Source organism: Acinetobacter piscicola (assembly GCF_002233755.1).
Lineage (GTDB): Bacteria > Pseudomonadota > Gammaproteobacteria > Pseudomonadales > Moraxellaceae > Acinetobacter > Acinetobacter piscicola.
The window spans coordinates 66,027-86,566 of sequence record NZ_KZ268709.1; the positions used below are offsets into that span (position 1 = coordinate 66,027).

At 37.8% G+C, this 20,540-nt stretch carries 23 protein-coding genes; 12 read left to right on the forward strand and 11 right to left on the reverse strand.

Features of this window, described 5'->3' with window-relative positions:
• Window positions 1–131: 131 nt before the first annotated feature.
• Window positions 132–926 carry an NRDE family protein gene (locus CDA10_RS04490; RefSeq protein WP_089604294.1) on the reverse strand — a complete coding sequence of 265 codons (795 nt, stop codon included), beginning with the start codon at window positions 924–926 and terminating at the stop codon, window positions 132–134.
• 93 nt (window positions 927–1,019) lie between these two features.
• Here CDA10_RS04490 and lgt point away from each other — a divergent pair, with 93 nt between their 5' ends.
• From lgt to CDA10_RS04505, 3 genes are all read left to right on the forward strand, one after another.
• A complete protein-coding gene (gene lgt, locus CDA10_RS04495) occupies window positions 1,020–1,844 on the forward strand; it encodes a prolipoprotein diacylglyceryl transferase (RefSeq protein WP_089604295.1) in 825 nt (274 codons plus the stop codon).
• 80 nt (window positions 1,845–1,924) lie between these two features.
• Complete coding sequence (locus tag CDA10_RS04500; protein WP_089604296.1) at window positions 1,925–2,305, forward strand: hypothetical protein; 381 nt, start codon at window positions 1,925–1,927, stop codon at window positions 2,303–2,305.
• Window positions 2,306–2,403: 98 nt separating this feature from the next.
• Window positions 2,404–2,778, forward strand: a complete 375-nt coding sequence (locus tag CDA10_RS04505) for a hypothetical protein (RefSeq protein ID WP_089604297.1) — start codon at window positions 2,404–2,406, stop codon at window positions 2,776–2,778.
• Between the two features lie 401 nt (window positions 2,779–3,179).
• On the opposite strand, the gene CDA10_RS04510 is transcribed toward CDA10_RS04505, so the two are convergent.
• Window positions 3,180–3,707, reverse strand: coding sequence for a CHAP domain-containing protein (locus CDA10_RS04510; protein ID WP_089604298.1), 528 nt, complete (start codon window positions 3,705–3,707; stop codon window positions 3,180–3,182).
• 788 nt (window positions 3,708–4,495) lie between these two features.
• Between CDA10_RS04510 and thyA the strand changes: the two genes are divergently transcribed.
• From thyA to msrA, 5 genes are all read left to right on the forward strand, one after another.
• The gene (gene thyA / locus CDA10_RS04515) at window positions 4,496–5,338 is read left to right on the forward strand and encodes a thymidylate synthase (protein WP_089604299.1); all 843 of its coding nucleotides are present in this window, start codon (window positions 4,496–4,498) and stop codon (window positions 5,336–5,338) included.
• Window positions 5,339–5,558: 220 nt separating this feature from the next.
• Window positions 5,559–6,071, forward strand: a complete 513-nt coding sequence (locus CDA10_RS04520; RefSeq protein WP_089604300.1) for a dihydrofolate reductase — start codon at window positions 5,559–5,561, stop codon at window positions 6,069–6,071.
• A 37-nt stretch (window positions 6,072–6,108) separates the two neighbouring features.
• The gene (locus CDA10_RS04525) at window positions 6,109–7,170 is read left to right on the forward strand and encodes an Lnb N-terminal periplasmic domain-containing protein (protein WP_089604301.1); all 1,062 of its coding nucleotides are present in this window, start codon (window positions 6,109–6,111) and stop codon (window positions 7,168–7,170) included.
• A 100-nt stretch (window positions 7,171–7,270) separates the two neighbouring features.
• Window positions 7,271–7,714 (forward strand): META domain-containing protein, encoded by a 444-nt coding sequence (locus CDA10_RS04530; protein WP_089604302.1) that lies wholly within the window; start codon window positions 7,271–7,273, stop codon window positions 7,712–7,714.
• A gap of 211 nt (window positions 7,715–7,925) precedes the next feature.
• The gene (gene msrA / locus CDA10_RS04535) at window positions 7,926–8,444 is read left to right on the forward strand and encodes a peptide-methionine (S)-S-oxide reductase MsrA (RefSeq protein WP_089604303.1); all 519 of its coding nucleotides are present in this window, start codon (window positions 7,926–7,928) and stop codon (window positions 8,442–8,444) included.
• Window positions 8,445–8,564: 120 nt separating this feature from the next.
• Here the strand turns inward: msrA and CDA10_RS04540 are convergent, their stop codons facing one another.
• From CDA10_RS04540 to CDA10_RS04560, 5 genes are all read right to left on the reverse strand, one after another.
• On the reverse strand, window positions 8,565–8,969 hold the full coding sequence (locus CDA10_RS04540; protein WP_089604304.1) for an ExbD/TolR family protein: 405 nt from the start codon (window positions 8,967–8,969) through the stop codon (window positions 8,565–8,567).
• Entirely contained in the window at window positions 8,969–9,592 is a 624-nt protein-coding gene (locus CDA10_RS04545) for a MotA/TolQ/ExbB proton channel family protein (protein WP_089604305.1), read from the reverse strand. The genes CDA10_RS04540 and CDA10_RS04545 overlap by 1 nt, the downstream gene beginning before the upstream one ends.
• A gap of 12 nt (window positions 9,593–9,604) precedes the next feature.
• Window positions 9,605–10,354, reverse strand: coding sequence for a TonB family protein (locus tag CDA10_RS04550; protein WP_089604306.1), 750 nt, complete (start codon window positions 10,352–10,354; stop codon window positions 9,605–9,607).
• A 221-nt stretch (window positions 10,355–10,575) separates the two neighbouring features.
• Window positions 10,576–11,442 (reverse strand): formyltetrahydrofolate deformylase, encoded by an 867-nt coding sequence (gene purU, locus CDA10_RS04555; RefSeq protein ID WP_089604307.1) that lies wholly within the window; start codon window positions 11,440–11,442, stop codon window positions 10,576–10,578.
• Between the two features lie 85 nt (window positions 11,443–11,527).
• Entirely contained in the window at window positions 11,528–12,220 is a 693-nt protein-coding gene (locus tag CDA10_RS04560) for a TetR/AcrR family transcriptional regulator (RefSeq protein WP_089604308.1), read from the reverse strand.
• A 112-nt stretch (window positions 12,221–12,332) separates the two neighbouring features.
• Here CDA10_RS04560 and CDA10_RS04565 point away from each other — a divergent pair, with 112 nt between their 5' ends.
• From CDA10_RS04565 to CDA10_RS04580, 4 genes are all read left to right on the forward strand, one after another.
• Window positions 12,333–13,781, forward strand: a complete 1,449-nt coding sequence (locus CDA10_RS04565; RefSeq protein ID WP_089604309.1) for a coniferyl aldehyde dehydrogenase — start codon at window positions 12,333–12,335, stop codon at window positions 13,779–13,781.
• 165 nt (window positions 13,782–13,946) lie between these two features.
• Window positions 13,947–14,183 (forward strand): 50S ribosomal protein L28, encoded by a 237-nt coding sequence (gene rpmB, locus CDA10_RS04570; protein WP_031952295.1) that lies wholly within the window; start codon window positions 13,947–13,949, stop codon window positions 14,181–14,183.
• Between the two features lie 12 nt (window positions 14,184–14,195).
• Window positions 14,196–14,351, forward strand: a complete 156-nt coding sequence (rpmG, locus tag CDA10_RS04575) for a 50S ribosomal protein L33 (protein WP_003654787.1) — start codon at window positions 14,196–14,198, stop codon at window positions 14,349–14,351.
• A gap of 149 nt (window positions 14,352–14,500) precedes the next feature.
• Complete coding sequence (locus CDA10_RS04580; protein ID WP_089604310.1) at window positions 14,501–16,219, forward strand: cation:proton antiporter; 1,719 nt, start codon at window positions 14,501–14,503, stop codon at window positions 16,217–16,219.
• Between the two features lie 73 nt (window positions 16,220–16,292).
• On the opposite strand, the gene CDA10_RS04585 is transcribed toward CDA10_RS04580, so the two are convergent.
• The 4 genes from CDA10_RS04585 to CDA10_RS04605 form a co-directional block, all read right to left on the reverse strand.
• Window positions 16,293–16,571: a hypothetical protein gene (locus tag CDA10_RS04585; RefSeq protein WP_089604311.1), complete on the reverse strand. Its 279-nt coding sequence runs from the start codon at window positions 16,569–16,571 to the stop codon at window positions 16,293–16,295.
• 108 nt (window positions 16,572–16,679) lie between these two features.
• Complete coding sequence (locus tag CDA10_RS04590) at window positions 16,680–17,183, reverse strand: DUF6586 family protein (RefSeq protein ID WP_089604312.1); 504 nt, start codon at window positions 17,181–17,183, stop codon at window positions 16,680–16,682.
• A gap of 825 nt (window positions 17,184–18,008) precedes the next feature.
• Complete coding sequence (locus CDA10_RS04600; RefSeq protein ID WP_089604313.1) at window positions 18,009–18,260, reverse strand: RNA recognition motif domain-containing protein; 252 nt, start codon at window positions 18,258–18,260, stop codon at window positions 18,009–18,011.
• A gap of 87 nt (window positions 18,261–18,347) precedes the next feature.
• Window positions 18,348–20,339 carry an ATP-dependent helicase gene (locus CDA10_RS04605; RefSeq protein ID WP_089604314.1) on the reverse strand — a complete coding sequence of 664 codons (1,992 nt, stop codon included), beginning with the start codon at window positions 20,337–20,339 and terminating at the stop codon, window positions 18,348–18,350.
• Between the last annotated feature and the right edge of the window lie 201 nt (window positions 20,340–20,540).

Here is a 20,540-nt window from a genome sequence, read left to right on the forward strand (position 1 = left end):
AGAGGATTTATATGATAAATCCTCTCATTCTTTTGTTGAACAATATTCATTATCCCAGAGAGAGAAGAGACTTTTAATATTCATATTACTGCTAATTTCTTGTTTTTTTGACTATGGCAAGAGGCTTAATATCAACACGTGTTTTTTTCAATCATGGGCAATTTGATTTGCACAAAATCACCTTGATGTTCACCTTGTTGGGTCTTTTCCACCCAATCTATATCTGATTTGCTTATTCTTAAAAAATTGGAGCAACGTGTCCCGTAAATTGGACTTTGAATAAAAGTAGAAGACAATAATTCTTCCATTTCTAAATTGATTCCCGTACTTGGTAATAAGTCTGGAATTATTTTTCGTTCATCTTCTAAAATATCCCACACAGCATATTCTAAATCTGCTTCTGGCGTTGAAGGCAGCTGCATCATTGGCAAAAATTCTTGAGTAAACCGTTTGCGCAAATGTTGGGTCTTTTCCCAGTCATCAGACATGAGCCCATTAGAAACCACAAATACACCTTTGGATAAAACCTGCGGTGCTTCACCACGATTACTCATATAAACAGCTTGATGTTGATCCCCAATAAATAAATTAAAACCTGCGTAATTCATTTGTGATTGTTCTAATTGTTGTGCAAAACGAATCGGTGTTTGTTCTGATTCTAAAAAGGCTTGGATCAAATGACCACGAGACGTTGGATAACCTCGTTGATCTGCTCCATCACGATAATTCGTAATAACTGCCCAACGTCCTTGTTGAGTTACACCCATCCATGTTCCACCTGATTGTAAGTCTTGTCCTGCAATAATTTGGCTTTTTGGCCATTGGTGCAGTTGTGACGTCGGACGCTGATAAAACTCATCACGATTTGAAATGAGACAGACAGGAAAATCATCCAAAACTTGCCAAGCCAATGCCACAATACACATAAATACACTCCATGAACTTTACACATTGAATGTACAACATTTTTCACATCTTTCAGCTAAAATCTGTGCGAAATATATAATCAAGGAATAGGAATGCTCACCTACCCGAATATTGACCCCATTGCAATCGCTTTGGGGCCTGTCAAAGTCCATTGGTATGGACTCATGTACTTATTGGCATTTTTATGTGCTTGGGGACTTGCAACATATCGCGCGAAACAGCGAGATAACTGGGACTCAGAAATGGTTTCAGATCTCGTTTTCTACGGCGCACTCGGTGTAGTACTCGGTGGTCGTCTTGGTTACGTTATTTTCTACGAATTTGATAAATTTCTTGCAGATCCAATTTGGCTGTTTAAAGTCTGGACTGGCGGTATGAGCTTCCACGGTGGTTTCCTTGGTGTGATGATTGCCATGTTATTGTGGTGTCATAAATACAAAAAGACATGGTTTGAAACCCTTGATTTTATTGCACCTTGTGTACCTACAGGTTTAATGTTTGGTCGTATTGGTAACTTTATTGGTGGTGAGTTATATGGTCGCCAAGTGACTGATCCAAACTTTGCTTTGGGTATGATCTTCCCAACAGATCCATTGCAATTGGTTCGACATCCTTCACAAATTTATCAAGCTCTTTGCGAAGGTTTATTACTGTTTATAATCCTGTGGTTCTATAGTGCAAAACCACGCCCACGTTATGCAGTTTCAGCTGTCTTTTTAATGGGTTATGGTTGTGCTCGCTTCTTTATGGAATTCTTCCGTGAACCTGATGCAGATCAAGGCTATATCTTGTTTGGATGGATGACCAAAGGACAAATGCTGTCACTACCCATGATTTTGATTGGAGTATGGTTAATTTGGTACGCATATCAAAAGAAAATCTTTGATTGGGGCCCTCAAAAGACAACACTGAACTAAATTGATTCGGGAATAATGAGCAAGTGTCTCATTATTCCGACTATGTTAAAGTACACATAACATTGACACGTTGATTGATTATGCTTGAATTTTGGTTTGATCCTAAAGTAGCCATTGCTAAGAAATTGGCATTCTTTATTGTGATTGCAATCGCTTCAATCGCACTTTACTGGTACCAGCCTTTAACATTAGACAACATCTTACTGTTTGCAGGTACTGGGATTATTTTTTTAATCTGCCGTTATTGCAAAGTGCATTTTGCAGCAAAAAATCCAACAGGCTTACTTTATCGCTTGCTCACTTGGATTCCAATTGCGATTCTTTTAGCGCTTATTTTTAAAAATATGAACAATGGTGAAATCTTGATTCCTGGTGCTCAAGGCGTTGCATTTATGGCTTTGGCAGTCTGTATTTTCTCTCCATTGGCATTATTGAATAAGAATACGCCTGAACAAAACTAAACCATACATCCCCCTATCATTTTGATGATTTATATGGCTGTTCATAGCAACATTATCAGTCAAAATGATTTCTTTTTATTTTATGACAATTACTCAATATGTTATTAGATTTTTGGTACTCAGAACGCTGTACTCGACAAATTAAATTGATGGTTTCAGTCATCACCTGTGCAATCATTTATTATTGTTCAACCTTTGAAAAACTCAGCCCTATATTTACCCTCGCAAGTTTAGCGATTGGTATTTCTATCCATGTGCTTAGAAATATATCCATTAAAATCGCAATGGGTACGCCATATCTCAAGCTTTATAAAATTTTATTTGCTGTCTTTCCAATATTCACTTTTTCAATCTTAGTCTTTCTTTTACCCAACGCCAATAAGCTCTATACAGCTATTCAAGCTTTAGGATTTGTTGCTTTAGGTCTGTTTGTTGTTTCAATTTACGAAAGTCGCCAAAAACGCTTTGAATAAAAAAGGAAGCGGTCTATTCAAAACGCTTCCTTTTTTATCTATTCCACAAATGGTTAGTCCGTAAAATAAATCAACCTGAGCTCGGGATAAGATATGTTTCCAATTATATGATACGCGGAAACGTCAGTCGCATTGTTCGAGGCAGGGCTACATTTGTAATATACTGTTTTTGCGATATATTAGGTACTTGATAGTATCTGTCGAGTTGGCGACTGACAAGTGGTTTTGCCTACTTTTCCCGAAAGAAAAGTAGGTCGAACCGAAGGTTAATCCTTACATCTGACTTTAAACGGTAAGACTCCGTTGTGCCTGATCTATCTTTTCAATAACTTACATCAGAGTTTATCCCGAACTGACGTTAAATCAATCTCAGGTGTCATTTACATAATAAGAAGATTAAGTTAAGCATTTAAACGGTAATATTCATACGTCACGTTTGGATCTTTATAAACATCATAACTACGCTGTCTAAAGTCTGAAACCCATTGTGAACCAGTAAATCCTGCAATATGCCCATAACGATGGCGGCTAGTTCTATTGATAATATAAATGTCGCCTTCTTGCGGATTATCAAAATCAGGGCGGATCTTCTTATAACCAATTTCAGTCAAAGTACTTCCCCAATCTGAAGCTGCGACTGGATGATCAGAAAAACGTGCACCCGCCGATTGCAAAGCAATACGCACATATCGTGCACAACGATGCGCTGTGGTACTACGTGACATACTGACGAGCTTTTGAGTGAATTTTTCAATATCAATCAGGCTTTCTTGTTTAAAATTTTCAGTTTGGTTTTTAAAATTTTCTAATGCTTTGTTTCTTAAGTATTGTTCTGGTTGGAATGTATTATTTTGATTTTCCGATCGTACTTGAATATGAACCGTGGGGCTCACGTATTCATTCATATTAACATTATGGTCGTAAATCATGCCTAATCCTCAAACTTCGCATCATGAATTGGTTAAAACACCTTGTAAAAACCAATAACAACATTTCATAAGCAAAGCATACTAATCAGCGAAACTTAAAAAGTAGATTAAAAACATGTAAAAAAATATGTAAGTGTTAATAAATCTCATTTGTACATTTTTAAATGACTGAAACCAATGAAATTGTGGCTCTGCCCTTTTGGATCTATTTGATCAAAATATGTACGCAACAAAAAATACACTCTAAGCCATATTGGTAAAAAATTAACTCAATTGAATCAATAGCTTTTAATGTCAATTCAGTCACATTTTTAGATTTACTCAACCTTCAACAACGCTCTAACCTCATCATTTTTAAAATAAAAAGCTTATAAAAATCTATAAGCGTCTATCACTTCAATGAAAGTGAATATTCATAAAATCCTCCATCAACAAAATTTCCTCAGCAAAATTAATTTGCGCAAAAATTGTAAATTTTGCTCACCCAAACTTTGTCGCTTGTAAATCTTTCATTCATGGATATTTTTGTTTTAAAGCACGTTACAAATCTGAAAACTTACTTAAATTGCTATTCATAGCGCAATTATCAATTTTTGATAGAACAGCGATTTTAAGCAGAATAAAGATAAAAACTTAGAGTGAAAATGCTTAGGCAGAATCAATCAGTCTTAAAAAAAACTTCAGTTTAGTATAAACTCAGGTGTCATTTAAAAGCAGTGTGAATCCTTGTTCAAACTATAGAATCTATCTCTCTTGTTGCAATGATTCACCCTCAGATTGGAAAATTTATGAAAGCGTATTTAGACCTCTTACAACATATCCTAGACAATGGCGGTGACAAAGGTGATCGTACAGGTACAGGTACACGTTCTGTATTTGGTCATCAAATGCGTTTTGACCTTTCAAAAGGTTTCCCTTTACTGACCACAAAGAAAGTGCATTTCCGTTCTATCGTCATTGAACTATTGTGGTTTTTAAAAGGCGATACCAATGTTCAATATTTAAAAGACCATAAAGTGTCTATTTGGGATGAATGGTCTACAGCAGAACAAACTGCCCGTTTTGGACGCTCTGAAGGTGAATTAGGACCAGTCTATGGTCATCAATGGCGTAACTTTGGCGCAACTAAATTAGACAATGGTTTGTATGAAAATGATGGTTTTGATCAAATCAAATGGTTGATCAATGAAATCAAAACCAATCCAAACTCACGCCGTTTAATCGTTTCAGGTTGGAATCCGAATGAAGCAGGTAATGTTGCATTACCACCATGTCATACGCTTTTCCAATTCTTCGTTCAGGACGGAAAACTCTCTTGTCAGTTATATCAACGCAGTGCTGATGTGTTCTTAGGTGTGCCATTTAATATTGCCAGCTATGCATTGCTTACCCATATGATTGCGCAAGTCTGTGGCTTAGGTGTAGGTGATTTCGTTTGGACAGGTGGTGATACACATTTATATGTTAATCATTTTGAACAAGCTCAACTACAGTTAACACGTGACCCGTTATCATTATGTCAATTAAAGTTAAATCCTGAAGTCAAAGACATTTTCGATTTCAAATTTGAAGATATTGAAATTGTGGGTTATGAATCCCATCCTGCAATTAAAGCCCCTGTTGCGGTTTAATACTGATTAGTTAAGAGTAATTTAGTGATTACTCATTTAAGAATCTCCCCTAGCCCTGAGCCATATATGGCGCAAGAAAAGGAGGGTTGGGGAGGATTTAAAAATGCTTAACTGATCAGCATTACCTGTCGCAGTTTAATTTTATAAAATACGCCATCAACTAAGGAAGACCACCTCTCTGAAATAAAGAGAGGTTGGGAACGATTAGAAAGAGTAAGTTATGAGCTTTAAAAATTTTGAAATTGTACATGTTGTTGCAATGGATCAACAGCGTTGTATCGGTAAAGGTAATGACCTTCCGTGGCATATTTCCGCTGATCTCAAACACTTTAAAGAAATTACTCAAGGTGGTGTCGTGGTCATGGGGCGTAAAACCCTTGAATCCATGGGACGAGCGCTGCCGAAACGTGTGAATTGGGTGATTACCCGAGATACAAACTGGTCATTTGAAGGTGTAAAAACAGCGCATAGTATTGAAGAAGCTTTGGAACTGGCCATTCCTGATGTTCTAGCCTCAGAAAAACCTGACAGTATTTTCATTATTGGTGGTGGTGAAATCTTTAAACAAACCATGGCTATTGCCGATCGTTTAGAGCTCACCCATGTCGAGCTTGATGTTCGAGGTGATGCACATTATCCAGAAATTCCAAAAGAATTTAACAAAATTTCGAGCGAATCACATATTGATGACAAAACAGCTATTGCTTTTGAGTTCGCAACATATCAAAAATAAGGGTAATCTTGCTAAAGCTTAATAAAAACCCTTCACTATGCATAATACGGACAAAAAAAACTTTATCCACACTTTAGGAATGTTCTTAATACATTCCTTTTTTAGTCTTTTTATCATTTTAAGCACTGTTTGGTTTTGTTTAGCTGTTTGGATTCAACAACCCTTCGGGCAAAGTTTTAGCTATGGGTTGATCGCAATTTGGATTGTCTTTGCATTTAGTATTTTAGGCTTTTATTTCACCAATAAAACGCTTAATCGTAAAACTGGCAGCTTGATTTATATTTTGGCTTTTATTGTCAGTTTACTGTGGTATTTCAATATTTCTGCAAAACAAGATCGAGAATGGAGCCCTGACGTTGCTAGAGTTTTCAGTTATCAACAGCAAGGCAATGTAATCACCATTCATAATGTGCGAAACTTCAATTGGCATTCAGAAACTCAATATGATGAGCGCTGGGATACTCGTAGCTACAATCTCGACCACATCACTGGGATAAATGTCATTACTTCCTATTGGATGGGGCCTGAAATTGCTCACACCTTAGTGAGCTTTAATTTTTCAGACCAAAAGCCTTTAGTATTTTCGATAGAAACTCGTAAAGAAAAAACTGAAAGTTTCTCTGCTATTGGTGGTTTTTTTAGAAAATATGAGTTGAGTTTGATTGCTGCTGATGAGAAAGATATCGTCTATACACGTAGCAATATTCGAAACGAACAGGTTTATTTCTTCCCCGTTAAAATTCCAAAATCTGAAATGAAAGCACTTTTTGAAGAATACTTAAGTAAATCAAAGCAGTTGGCGAAACATCCAAAATGGTATAACACTTTAACCAGTAACTGCACCACTTTGGTTTTTGATATGGTTCAAGCGATTTCACCACAAAAACTTCCAATGGACTATCGTTTATTTGCTTCGGGTTATTTACCCAATTATCTTTATGACCTTGGTGCTTTAAACCAACAATGGACAATGAAACAGTGGTATGACAAAGCACACATTAACCCACGAACCGCTGAATTTGCTCATTTTAAATATCAAAATAGTACTAATTTCTCAAAAGTAGTGCGCTTTGGCTTACCCCAAGAACAGGTACAATAAAATCATTTTGTAATTTAATTTGTGTATCGATCAAGATTCAGCTACTTTTTGTTTATATAAAACGATACGTTTAAAACAATTGAAATTAAAGAGAATACTTATGTTGAAATCCGCAATTGTGACTGCTTTAATCACTACGACTTTACTTGCGGCTGGATGTACTTCTATGCCAAATAAAGATCAGCAAGCAAAGAATTTAAGCTTATTACAGAATAAAACTTGGGTGCTGACATACATTGGAACGACCGAGTACAAGACTGTTTCTACAGTAAATACACCCATCATTCAATTTGGTACAGATTTACGTGTAAGTGGCACAGATGGCTGTAATCGCTTGATGGGACTTTATGCGATCAAAGGTGAACATATAACTTTAGGTCAATTGGGTTCAACTAAAATGCTTTGTAAAAACAGCATGCAACTTTCAGCTAAATATAGCGAAGCTTTAAATAAAGTGACGGCTTATCAAGTCTATGACAAAACACTTAAGCTGTTAGATCAGCACGGCAATCGCGTATTGCAATACACAACCACGACCCCATAAATAGCCTGCACATTCAATTTTAAATGTGAGAAGTTATGAATATTTCATAAATGACTAGGTCATAACTTCTACTCGCTAAACAAAAGAGTTGATTGAACAGGATTTAGATACACCGAATACTGTTACTGTTAAAGATCAATTTCACATGACTAATTCACATTAATTTTCTATATTCTCAATACTGAGTATTGATCAATAAAAGGACGTCACAATGCAACAAGCGCTTTTGGGTGGTGGATGTTTCTGGTGTACTGAATCCGTTTTTCTACAATTGAAAGGCGTAGAAAAAGTGGTGAGCGGTTATGCAGGTGGTACAACTCAAAACCCAAGTTATGAGGATATCTGTACAGGCAATACAGGACATGCTGAAGTGATTTTGATTGATTTTGATGAAAATCAAATTAGTTATAAACAATTACTTGATGTATTTTTTGCAGTCCACGATTCAACGACTTTGAACCGTCAGGGCAATGATATTGGAACCCAATATCGTTCAGTGATCTATTATTTTAATGAGCAACAAAAAGCTGAAGCTGAACAATATATTGAGCAATTAAAAGCAGAAGGTCTGCCAATCGTGACTGAACTCAGCCCTGAACCAACGTTCTATGCAGCTGAAGAATATCATCAAAATTTCTTTGCCAAGAATCCTTCACAAGGCTATTGCAACTTCTCTATTCCACCTAAACTTTTAAAATTACGAACCAAATTCCAAGATTTACTTAAATGATCTACTCAAATGATTGACTTCAACAATTGAGTGAAGTGATTGAGATAAAAAAGCGATCTTTTATAGATCGCTTTTTTTACATCAATTATTTCAATAACTAAACATACGTTCGTGCTTAAATTAATTATCACTCATAAAAGCCAAATCATTTAGACCAGCTTCACTTGCACGTGACATCACTTGTGCAACAGTATCATAACGAGACTCTTTATCTGCACGAAGCTGTACAGCAGGCTTGACTGGCTTTTGACCTGCTTCATTAAAACGAGTAGACAATTCATCTAAAGTAATAATTTGATCGTTCCAAGCCACTTCACCTTGCGGGTTAATACTAATCGTAATTGCTTCAGGCGGTGGAGCAAGTACTTCAGCCGTGGTTTTCGGTAAGGTTAATGGTATCGATGGGTTAGCAACGGTTGCTGTCACCAAAAAGATGATCATCAATACCAACATAATGTCGATCAGCGGAATGAGATTCATCTCATTCATGCCAGAATCGTTGTCTTCTCCCAATTGAAAAGCCATTAAGCTTGACCTCCAACTAAACCTTTTTGTGCCGATACAGATTCAACTTTCTGTGTTGAAGAGTCTTGCAACAACATCGTATCGATCAATAAGCTATGCGCTTGATCTTGTAACTCATGTGCTAATGTACGGTTAAAACGTACACAAATGTTATAAGCCAATACGGCAGGAATTGCCACGGCAAGACCTAAGCCTGTCATGATCAGCGCTTCACCTACAGGTGTAGCAACTTGAGCCAAACCTGCTTGACCGCTCTTACCTACAGCAACCAATGCATGGAAAATTCCCCACACTGTACCGAATAAACCGACAAATGGTGCGAGTGAAGCAATTGTTCCTAGAACTGAAACACCTTTCTCAGCATTGGCTTTTTCTGCTGAAATTTGACGTAACAAAGCTTGTTCAGCAACGGCTTTACGTTGTTCAAAACCTAATGGCGCAAGTTTAGCCTTGAGTGCACTCATTGCCTGAGTCAGTTGAGCTTGAGCAATTTGCTTGAGTTGGCGAGTGCCTAAAATACGCAAAATGAACACAGTCCAAGTTGCAATCGACATTGCCAATAACACGAAATACAGTGTTTTACTGACTGCATCAGCATGTTGCCAATAAACTGAAAAGTTCATGTAGAACTCCTATTATCTTGTAGTCGGTGTTAAATCAAATGGTTGCTCTGCACTAATTGGATAAGCGATACCATTTTCTTTATAAGGTTTAAATTTTGCATTACGAACTGAATTTGAAACTTTATTGGTCAATTCAGGACTACAGCTTGAGTTTTTTACACTAGCGCTGGTTACACTGCCCTTCTCATTGGCTTTAATTGAAATAACAACGCGACAACTGCTCGTTAATTCACTTGCTTTAAAGCTCAATTTTGGAGATCGGCTCCATTGAACACCTGACCCACCAATAGAAACACTTTTTGGAGAGGATTGTACAGGTTCTGCCATAGGCTCAGGCTTTGGATCTTGTATAGGTTCAGGCTTTGGTTTTTGTGTGATCTTTGTTGTCACTGTCGTTGAAACCACAGGAGTAGGTTCAGCTTTAACCGTTTTCTCTACAACTTTCTTGGTTTCAGCTTTTTTAACTTCTACAACCTTTTCCACTTTCTTGGGTGGAGGTAACGCTTTTTCAACAATCTTAACCTGTTTAGGTTTTGGTGGTTCTTTCGGTTTAGGAAGCTCTTTCGGCGGTGGTGGTTCTTTAATTTTTACAAATTTAACTTTTAATGGTTCTTTTTTGATTTGAGGTAGCTCTGGTGCTTTCATTTGGCTAACAGCCCAAAGAACACCAACATGACCAACGATCACCGCTAAAATAGCAGCAATAACTTTTTTCTTCATTGGTGGAGGCGTATGAAGTGGTGCTGTGGAAGAGTGACTCATAAGAATCTAAATACCTAAAACTGACTTAAACTACAAAACAAAATATTTCATAGGTCAAGCACATCGAATAGAACAACTAAAGTGGCCTAATGATAAATGAGAAGTGTTTTCATTTGCAACTGCTTTTTCGTTGTAGTTAATCGATTTTACGAATCAAAAATGTAAAAAGGATGCCTAAAGCATCCTTTTCTTGGAACATGATATACAATACTTTTCACATATTATTGAAATACAACAGTCTTATTCCCATCGACAATAATACGATCTTCAAGATGCCATTTGACTGCTCTGGCTAAAACATTACGTTCTACATCTTGACCAAGTTCACGTAATTGTTCAACAGTAAAATCATGATTAACACGTTCTACATCTTGTTCAATAATAGGCCCTTGATCTAAATCGGCAGTAACATAATGTGCTGTTGCACCAATCAACTTCACACCTTTTTCATATGCTTGCTTATAAGGATTTGCCCCCACAAATGCAGGTAAGAAAGAATGATGAATATTGATGATCTTCATTTCCCATTTTTGTACAAACTCTTCATCCAAAATTTGCATATAACGAGCAAGTACCAATAAATCGTTACCTTGCATAAGCTCATCTATAGCAGCATAAGCTTCACGTTTGTTCTCTTTATTTACAGGAACAACGTAGAATGGAATACCGAAGTTTTCGACTGACTCACGTAAATCTTCATGGTTTGAAACCACTTGGGTAATTTCACAGGGTAAACCACCACGTGAATGACGCCATAACAACTCAAGCAAAGCGTGGTCAACTTTAGAAACTAAAACGCCGACTTTTTTAATATCACTCACTAATGCCAAACGCCAATGCATTTCATAACGCTCTGCGACATTACTGGCAAAAGTTTGCAGCAAACTCTCACGGCGTGATTGTAAATGATCAAGTTCAAACTCAACACGCATAAAGTAACGTCCACCCTGAGCTTCTGTAGCATATTGATCAAGTGCAGTAATATTTGCGCCTTGATGATACAAAAAGCTCGATACAGCTTGCACGATACCAGGCTTGTCTTCACAAGTAATCAGTAAACGTGCTGTGTGGGCAGTAGTCATGTTCATGTTGATGGATATCACTTATAAGTTAATTTTAAAAACAGCCAAATATTCTAACGCTTTTTTACCAGCTTTCAATCATCGTTATAAATCAATCTTGATGAATGGATGATAAACTGGCAAATAATTCAGAAGAACCAAAGCTTTCTAATAAGCGCTCATACGTCTCACGACTTTCACCACGCAAATATGGACCTTCTAAAAACACCATTTGTCTTAAAGCTTGCCAAATCCACTTTTCGTCCAAATGATTTGAATCGCTTAAATGTCCAGACATATATAAAAAATTAGTCCAGTTGGTCAGTACAATCCAAATATTGATAATCAGCGCTTCGATTTCTGAAGACGTCATTTGCATTAAGCCCGCTTCAACAAAGGCATGATAGATTTTTTGCCCTTGCTGCATCACTTTGCCTGCAAAGCGCGGATAAATTTTTCTAAAATCTTCGTTATTCTCAACCAAATGATAAACATCACGATGCAAAAAGCGAAATTCCCAAAGCTGACTACTTAAAACTTGAAAATAACGTATCTTGTCATTTGCATTGACTGCACGGTCATCGGGTAATGAGAGCATGTCTAAAGTTTCTTTTTGGTACTGCTCCATCAACTCTTTGATGATCTCTTGTTTGTTTCGAAAATGGTAATACAAATTTCCAGGACTAATCCCAAGCTCAGCAGCTATATGGTTTGTCGTTACAGAACGTTCACCACGTTCATTAAAAAGTTGCAGACTAATCTGCAAAATTCGATCTTTCGTTTTTAAAGTTTTGGTGCTCGACATCCTATTACCATTTTTAACCGTTAGCGCAAGCTAAACATAAAGTGACTTGACTATTTAGAGTATTTACTCTAAAAAATACATTATATTAACCTATCCGTAAATGGTGCTTGTCATGAACAGTCATACAAAAACAAATTCAATGACTCCCTTTTCCCCTGAAATTCAACATATGCATGATGTTTTGCAACAACAGAAGACTGCATATCAACGTTATCCTATGCCAACTGCAAAGGAACGTATTGAACGCTTAGCGCGCTTGAAGAAAGTTCTCGTTAAATATCAAGATCAATTTGCAGAAGCGATTAATCAAGATTACGGTAATCGTTCATTCAGCGAATCAAAGATCGGTGAGTTACTTACATGTTTAGAGCAAATTAAATATTATAGCAAGCATTTAACCGCTTGGATGAAACCATCTAAACGTCACGTTTCTATGTTACACCAACCTGCTAAAGCATGGGTACAATATCAACCTTTAGGTGTGATTGGGATTATTGCACCGTGGAACTACCCATTGCTTCTCTCGGTTGGTCCTTTAATCTGCGCTTTGGCTGCGGGTAACCATGCCATGATCAAGATTTCAAGCGCATCTGCAAATTTTGGCTTTGTTTTAGAAAATGCATTATCAGAAGCTTTCCCACAAGAACTTGTAACTGTAATCAATGGTGGTGGACAAGTTTCAGATGAGTTCAGTCATTTAGCTTTTGATAAAATTATTTTCACAGGGTCTGGCAACGTAGGTAAAACCGTGATGGCTGCGGCATCACAAAATCTTGTTCCAGTGATATTAGAGCTGGGTGGCAAATCACCCGTCATCGTGCATCCATCAAGCGATATGAAAATCGTTGCTGAACGCATTTCTTTTGGTAAATTATGGAATGCGGGGCAAACGTGCGTTGCGCCTGACTATATATTCCTACCTAAAGGTAAAACTGCAGAATTTATTAGAAGCTTCAAAGAAGTTGCAACAGAAATGTACCCAAGTCTGCGCGATAACCAAGACTACACTTCTATTATTAATGATAAACAATACAAACGTATCCAAAATTATTTAGAAGATGCGCGCCAGCAAGGTGCTCAGCTTATTGAACATAATCCTAAAAATGAAGACCTAGTACCAGTTCGTAAAATTGCGCCAACATTCGTGACAGGTGTATTGCCAACCATGGATATCATGAAGAATGAAATCTTTGGCCCAGTGCTTCCAATCATAGAATATGATCAAATTGACGATGTTATTGACTTTATTAATAGCAGACCGCGTCCACTTGCATTATACTACTTCGACTTTGACGACGCTCGTGCCGAGTATGTCGCTCAACGTACACATTCTGGGCATTTTGGTCAAAATGCTGTTGTTACCCATGTTGCACAAGATGATCTGCCATTTGGTGGTGTCGGTGCATCAGGCATGGGGAAATATCACGGTCCAGAAGGCTTTTTCAGTTTATCGCATGAACGTTCAATGATGTCTATTCCTAAGCTATTTAGCTTGAAATTCATCTTGCCACCATACGATAAGCCATTAAATAAAATTTTAGAGAAAGCCTTTCTCCGCTAACTGATCAAGGCATGAGCTATCGATATAGATCATGCTACGTTTTTGTCGATTCCGCTTGTCTTTTAAGCGGAATTTTGATATAAAACGCCCCTTGAATGAATTCAATCCGTTTTATTTTGACTGGCCATACAGATTTGCTGTTGGCTAAATCAATGGAGTTACACCATGTCTAAGGTTTGCCAAGTTACCGGCAAGCGTCCAGTCGTTGGTAACAACGTCTCACACGCCAACAACAAAACTAAACGCCGGTTCGAGCCGAACCTGCATCACCACCGTTTCTGGTTAGAAAGCGAAAAACGTTTTGTACGTCTTCGTTTAACCACTAAAGGTATGCGTATTATCGACAAATTGGGCATCGAAAAGGTTATTGCTGACCTACGTGCTCAAGGTCAAAAGATCTAAGGAGTCTGAACCATGCGTGATAAAATTCGCCTAGTTTCTACTGCTGGTACAGGTTATTTCTATACCACAACTAAGAACAAACGTACTATGCCGGAAAAAATGGAAATCAAAAAATTTGATCCAAAAATCCGTCAACACGTAATTTTCAAAGAAGCTAAAATTAAATAATTTTAGTTTTCTTAAAAAATCCGACCCTTTTGGGTCGTTTTTTTTGCCTTTTTTTTATTCAAGTTGTTAAAATTCTCAGAGTTTTCTTTTGGCACTGTTTGTGCTTTTAGTTATTTTTATTAATTCCTCCAAATTTTAAGGAGTGTTTAGTGCCTCATGATGTAGATTTGATCATTTTACTTGCAGTTGGTTTTGGTATAGCACTTATTTTTGGCTATATCGCTGCACGGCTACGTCTTCCTCCTTTGATTGGATATTTAATCGCAGGAATCATCATCAGCCCAAACACACCAGGCATTGTTGCAGATATAGCACTGGCCAATCAGCTTGCTGAGCTGGGAGTCATGTTCCTCATGTTCGGTGTGGGGATGCATTTTTCTTTAAATGATCTGATGCAAGTCCGCCGAATTGCTTTGCCTGGTGCAATTCTACAAATCGCAGTCGCAACTTTGTTAGGTATGGTGGTATCTCTATTTTGGGGATGGAGCTTCGGATCTGCCTTAGTATTCGGTCTGAGCTTATCGTGTGCCAGCACTGTTGTGTTACTCAAAGCATTGGGCGATAAAGGCTTACTCAACTCGGTGAATGGTAAAATTGCAGTCGGTTGGCTTTTGGTTGAAGACCTGGTTATGGTTCTCGTCCTTGTTCTTTTACCTGCAACTGCTGTACTTTTAGGTGGACATACGATTGCGGGGCACGAATCCAATCAAAATATTTGGCTAACACTTGGCATCACACTGTTAAAAGTGACAGGTTTTATTGCCTTCATGCTGATCATTGGTAAACGTTTAGTGCCTATGATCATGCAGTACGTCGCTCGTTTAGGCTCTAGAGAGCTTTTCACTTTAACTGTTGTTGCAGCAGCAGTATCGATTGCCTATGGCTCATACGCGATTTTTGGCGTTTCTATGGCATTAGGTGCATTCTTTGCTGGAATGGTGGTGAAAGAATCTGACTTCAGTCATCGAGCCGAAGAAGAAACTTTACCTTTAAGAGAAGTTTTCTCTATCTTATTCTTTATTTCAGTCGGGATGCTGTTTGACCCACGTATCATTGTTGAACAACCACTACATATTCTTGCTGTCATCGCCATTATTATGGTGGGTAAAACGCTTGCTGCAATGGCTCTGGTTTTATTCTTTCGTTACCCGATTAATACTGCACTTACCGTTGGGGCAAGTTTGGCGCAAATTGGAGAATTCTCATTCATTTTAGCCACACTCGGTCTATCACTCGGCTTACTAACTCCAGAAGCTCAGAATTTAATTTTAGCAGGTGCCTTGTTCTCCATTACGCTTAATTCATTCCTATTTTCAGCTATTGAACCTGTTCAAAATTGGATTCGCGAGCGTTCACATTTGGCTCGTTTGCTTGAACGCAGTGGTGACCCATTGGCCATGCTTCCAGATGAAGTCGATCAAGATTATTTACGTGATCAGGTGGTCATTGTCGGTTATGGTGAAGTTGGACGGCGTATTACCAAAGCATTAATGCAGAACGATATTAAAGTCGTCATTGCAGAAGAAAATCGCGAAATCGTTGAAAAGCTACGTGAAAAAGAAGTTGCAGCAGTTTCTGGTCGTGCAACTGAACCGAGTGTGCTAATTCAGGCGCATATTCAACATGCACGCTTACTGATCATTTCACCAATGGACATTTTAGATATTCATAAAATTGTGGATACAGCAAAATTACTCAACCCACAAATTCAGGTCTTGGTTTGTGCTGAAAATAAAGAAGAAGCTGAGATCATTCGTGCGGATGCTGTCGGTGATGTCTATTATGCTAAAGAGGAAATGGCGAAAAATATGACCAATCATATTTTAAATCAAATCCAACTTGCACATCAGCATGAACCACCACATTGATTCGTATTTAAGCTTAAAACAAAAAACGCACTCTTAAGTGCGTTTCATTTTATTTATGTTATCAAACTTCAAATTAGCTCAGAAATTGCGGTTGTTCATCTACCACTTCCGCATGCCACTCATTGGATTGCTTTTCAAGCAAGCCAAATAAAGCAGCTTGAATCATCTGTTGAGCAATCATTGGTGTCTGATCACCAAGCAATGCTTTCACTTCTTCATTAAACTGAATGGTGACTAAAGGCTCATTTTCAGAACCTGCATTGCGTAGAGCCAACTCCCCGCCTTCGAGTTGAACCAACTCTAAAATTGCTTCTTGATTCCCAAATAACTCTTTTAACTGTTCAATAGACATAAACCCTCCATGCTCAACATGGGGCAAAATGCCGAATGCATTTTGCATCTTGTAAACATTTTATATAGTCATTTAAAACAAAATTTCAAGTAAAACCAATCAAAAAGATCAGAATTCAACCATTTCGTTACGAAAACCATCAATTAGTTGAGTTAAGTCGCGGTGCCACTCTCTTAAAATTTTAGTATCGGGTAACCATGCTTGTGGCGTTTGCGTGACTTTGATGATCAAATTTGAAGAGGTTTCATCTTCTGGCTCAGGTGTACTCGGCTCTGGCGCGTACTGACAAAGACGGTAAGCTCTTTTCAGTTCTGCAATAAATCCATCTTTGGCTAATTTTTGCATCACCAATACTTCAGGTGATACTTGTCCTTTTGCCGCCATGTTTTCTTCAATTGACTTGAGTGTTGGGGCAAAATCATTTAAACGATAATAACGTACCAATTCTTGTAAAAACGCTAAAATTCCACCATGTAAATGAAACACAGCAGCTTCACGATGTGCTTGAGCTTGTTGAACATTTTCAGATTGTTCTGCTTGTACGCATGCAAGGCGCGCAAAATAAAGTTTTTGATTAGTACGGTCTGCATGAAAGCGAGCTACACGTGACATGAAATTTCCCTAAGATTTTGGCATCTGTTACATCTCTAGCTTAATCTTTATTTCACTAAAATCACAATAAATTTTCTTCAAGATCTACATCAATAGAATATATTTTTCGTTTTGCAACGACTTCAACAAACTTTTCTATTGGGCGAACATTGCTGATCACCCATGCCCAATAACCATCTTCCCAATATGAAGCTACTGCTAACGCTAATTCATTTTCTGTCCAAAAATGAACAAATTCAATATCTACAATAGCGACAGCTCGTCCTACCTCCTCATCACCATCTTGAATTAAATAATTAACCTAAGCTCGGGATAATATATGTTCCCAACTATATGATACTCGGAAACGTCAGTCGCATTGTCCGAGGCAGGACTACATCTGTAATATACTGTTTTTGCAATATATTAGGTACTTGATAATATTTGTCGAGTTCGCGACTGACAAATGGTTTTGCCTACTTTTCCCGAAAGAAAAGTAGGTCGAACCGAAGGTTAATCCTTACATCTGACTATAAATGGTAAGACTCCGCTGTGCTTGATCTAACTTTTCAATAACTTACATCAGAGTTTATCCCAAACTGAAGTTAGTTAATGTCTTCAACAATCAGCAAATCTTTGAGTGCTANAAACTGAAGTTAGTTAATGTCTTCAACAATCAGCAAATCTTTGAGTGCTAAAGACTCAGGTTACCATGAGCCTTTACCTTCAGAAACCGATTGCCTAGCAGGAGCAACTATGGACAAAGCTTGATATGTTCTTTTCATTTTTTATCCAATAAAAAGGAGCAATTTTTGCTCCTCTTACATCAACACACTCACACAACAGTTAAGCTTCTGGCTTCTCATCCGCAGCTTTAACTCGAATACCATGCCCATGCAAACGTAAAGTATTCAAAGCCTTAATCGCTTTCACTGCTTCACGGCCATGTGGCATTTCAACAAAAGCAAAACCTTTCGATTTTCCCGTTGCAGCATCTAATACCAAAGTACATGAATTCACAGTACCGAATTGTTTAAACAATTCAAGTAATTCTGCTTCTGTCACAGTACGTTCTAAATTACGAACTAAAATTTTCATCTCACAACCTTAAACTAAAATAGGCAAAAAACATCAAAAAGCACTCGCCTACTCTACTTTTTGAATGAAATACATAATGACACTAGTTTAATCTAGATCTATACCAAAATCTAAATTAATCGCCTGACGTTCGATAAGCGCACTTTTTACGGTTTGCTGACGTTGCTTATAATGCGTTTCAGTCGTGCATAAGTTCCGAGTCAAATCATTGAGAAAATAACTTTCAATGTAACGACCTTGATCATCTGTCTGACTATGTGCCCAAAAACTTAAATTTTGTTTGGTCAGAATTAATTCATTCTGCGCACGTGTTAACGCCACATACAGCACACGACGCTCTTCCTCAACCTCATCAAAATTACCTTGCGCACGTGCATGAGGATATTGTCCAGCAGACACATTTGCGACATAACAGACTTTTTGCTCAGTTCCTTTAGCCGAATGAATAGTGATTAAAGTCACAACATCATCTTGCGACTGGCGCTCAATTTCACTAATCGATACAGGATCAAGCACATATTCCTCTAGAAACTCACTGAGTTGAGAATGTTTTGAAGCCAGTTGTTTAACCAGATCAAAATCTCCGATCCGTTTATGCCAATCTTTCTTGGCATAATTTTCTTCAAGTTGATTGAGAATGGCTTCTACGCCCAGTTTCACACAAGCTTCAACTTCTGTTTTTAACACGCTCATTTGCTTCATGATCAGCAAAGTATGGTCAGGAATACGACCAAATTTTTCCAGTTTTTCAGTAATTTTATCAATATCAGGTTCATGTAATAATTGCTGGGCCAGTTTACTTGCACCTACATCCCCTACACCATTCCACAAGGTTAAAAAGCGCATCCACGCAATATCATCCAATGGATTGGCGATTACCCGCAATAAGCTCAACAAGTCTTTAACATGCGCAGTTTCAAGGAGTTTCATACCTCCAATAAAACGGTATGGAACATTAGCCTGAATAAATGCAGCTTCAATATGACGTGCCGCAAATGCTGAACGCACCAACACCATGTGTTCATTCCACGCTGAGCCTTCAAGTAAATGACGCTCTTTGATATCTATTGCAATCCATTTTGCTTCATCAAATTCATTCGGGAAAACATGCATGCGTGGTTTAATACCATCTCCACGATAGGCTTCTAATTTTTTATCGTAATGAATAGCGCTTTGATCCAGTAACCAATTGGATAGATCTAAAATTTCTTGAGTTGAACGATAATTTTTCTCTAATTTAAAAATCTGTGCATCAGGCACACGCTCTTTAAAATGGTGAATATTTTCAAAATCTGCGCCACGAAAACCGTAAATAGACTGTGCATCATCACCCACACAGAAAAGAGAGCTTTTGTCTTTTAACGGTTCGAGAATCGCCCACTGCAAGGGGTTGGTATCCTGCATTTCATCGACAAGTAAATGCTGGCATAACGATGCCACATAATCCACTAGCCCTTCTGACTGCGCCAAAGCAGAAGCAACAACCGCTAAAATATCATCATAATCTAAAAAAGAACGAGCACGTTTTCGAGCTTCGTACTCTTTCATAATTTCAGCAATTTGATCTTTATATTCTAAAAACTCAGGCAGTTGCTTTTCTAGAGCCAGACTCAATTTTTGACGAGTATTTCGTGCAAAGGAATATAAATCACATAGCTCCTTGGGCTTCGGCAATGCATTTGGATTCTTTTTATCATCCTTTCCACGAATAAGACGAAACATCATCAGTTGATCATCACGATCTATAATCGAGAATTGATCTAAACCAAAAACTTTAGGCGCACGACGCAATAAATACATACAAAAGGTATGAAATGTTGAGGCTCTTAGCCCTTTAGCTTGATCACCTAAAGCCAACTCAACACGTGCCACAATTTCACTTGCGGAACGGCGCGTGAAAGTGAGAATTTGAATTTGATTGGCAGGTACACCTTGATCAATCAAATATGCCGCTCGTGCTACGATGGTTTTGGTTTTGCCACAGCCTGCCCCTGCAAGTACCAAGCTATGTTTTGAATCTGTTGTTGCAGCTTGTTTTTGTTGCGGATTTAATTCATTGGTCAGGTTGGCTAAACTCATGTGCACTCATCGTTTTGTGGATGGCGCTAGTTTAACAGAGCTATAGATAAATTATGAGTTTTACCTTTATGATGACGGTATAGCTTTACATAGAACAAACGAGTCTATAAAAATGAACGATTGGATTCAAAGAACTGTTAATACACAAGAATACCAACACTTATTAAATATATTCAATCTATACCAAGATCAAAAGTCATC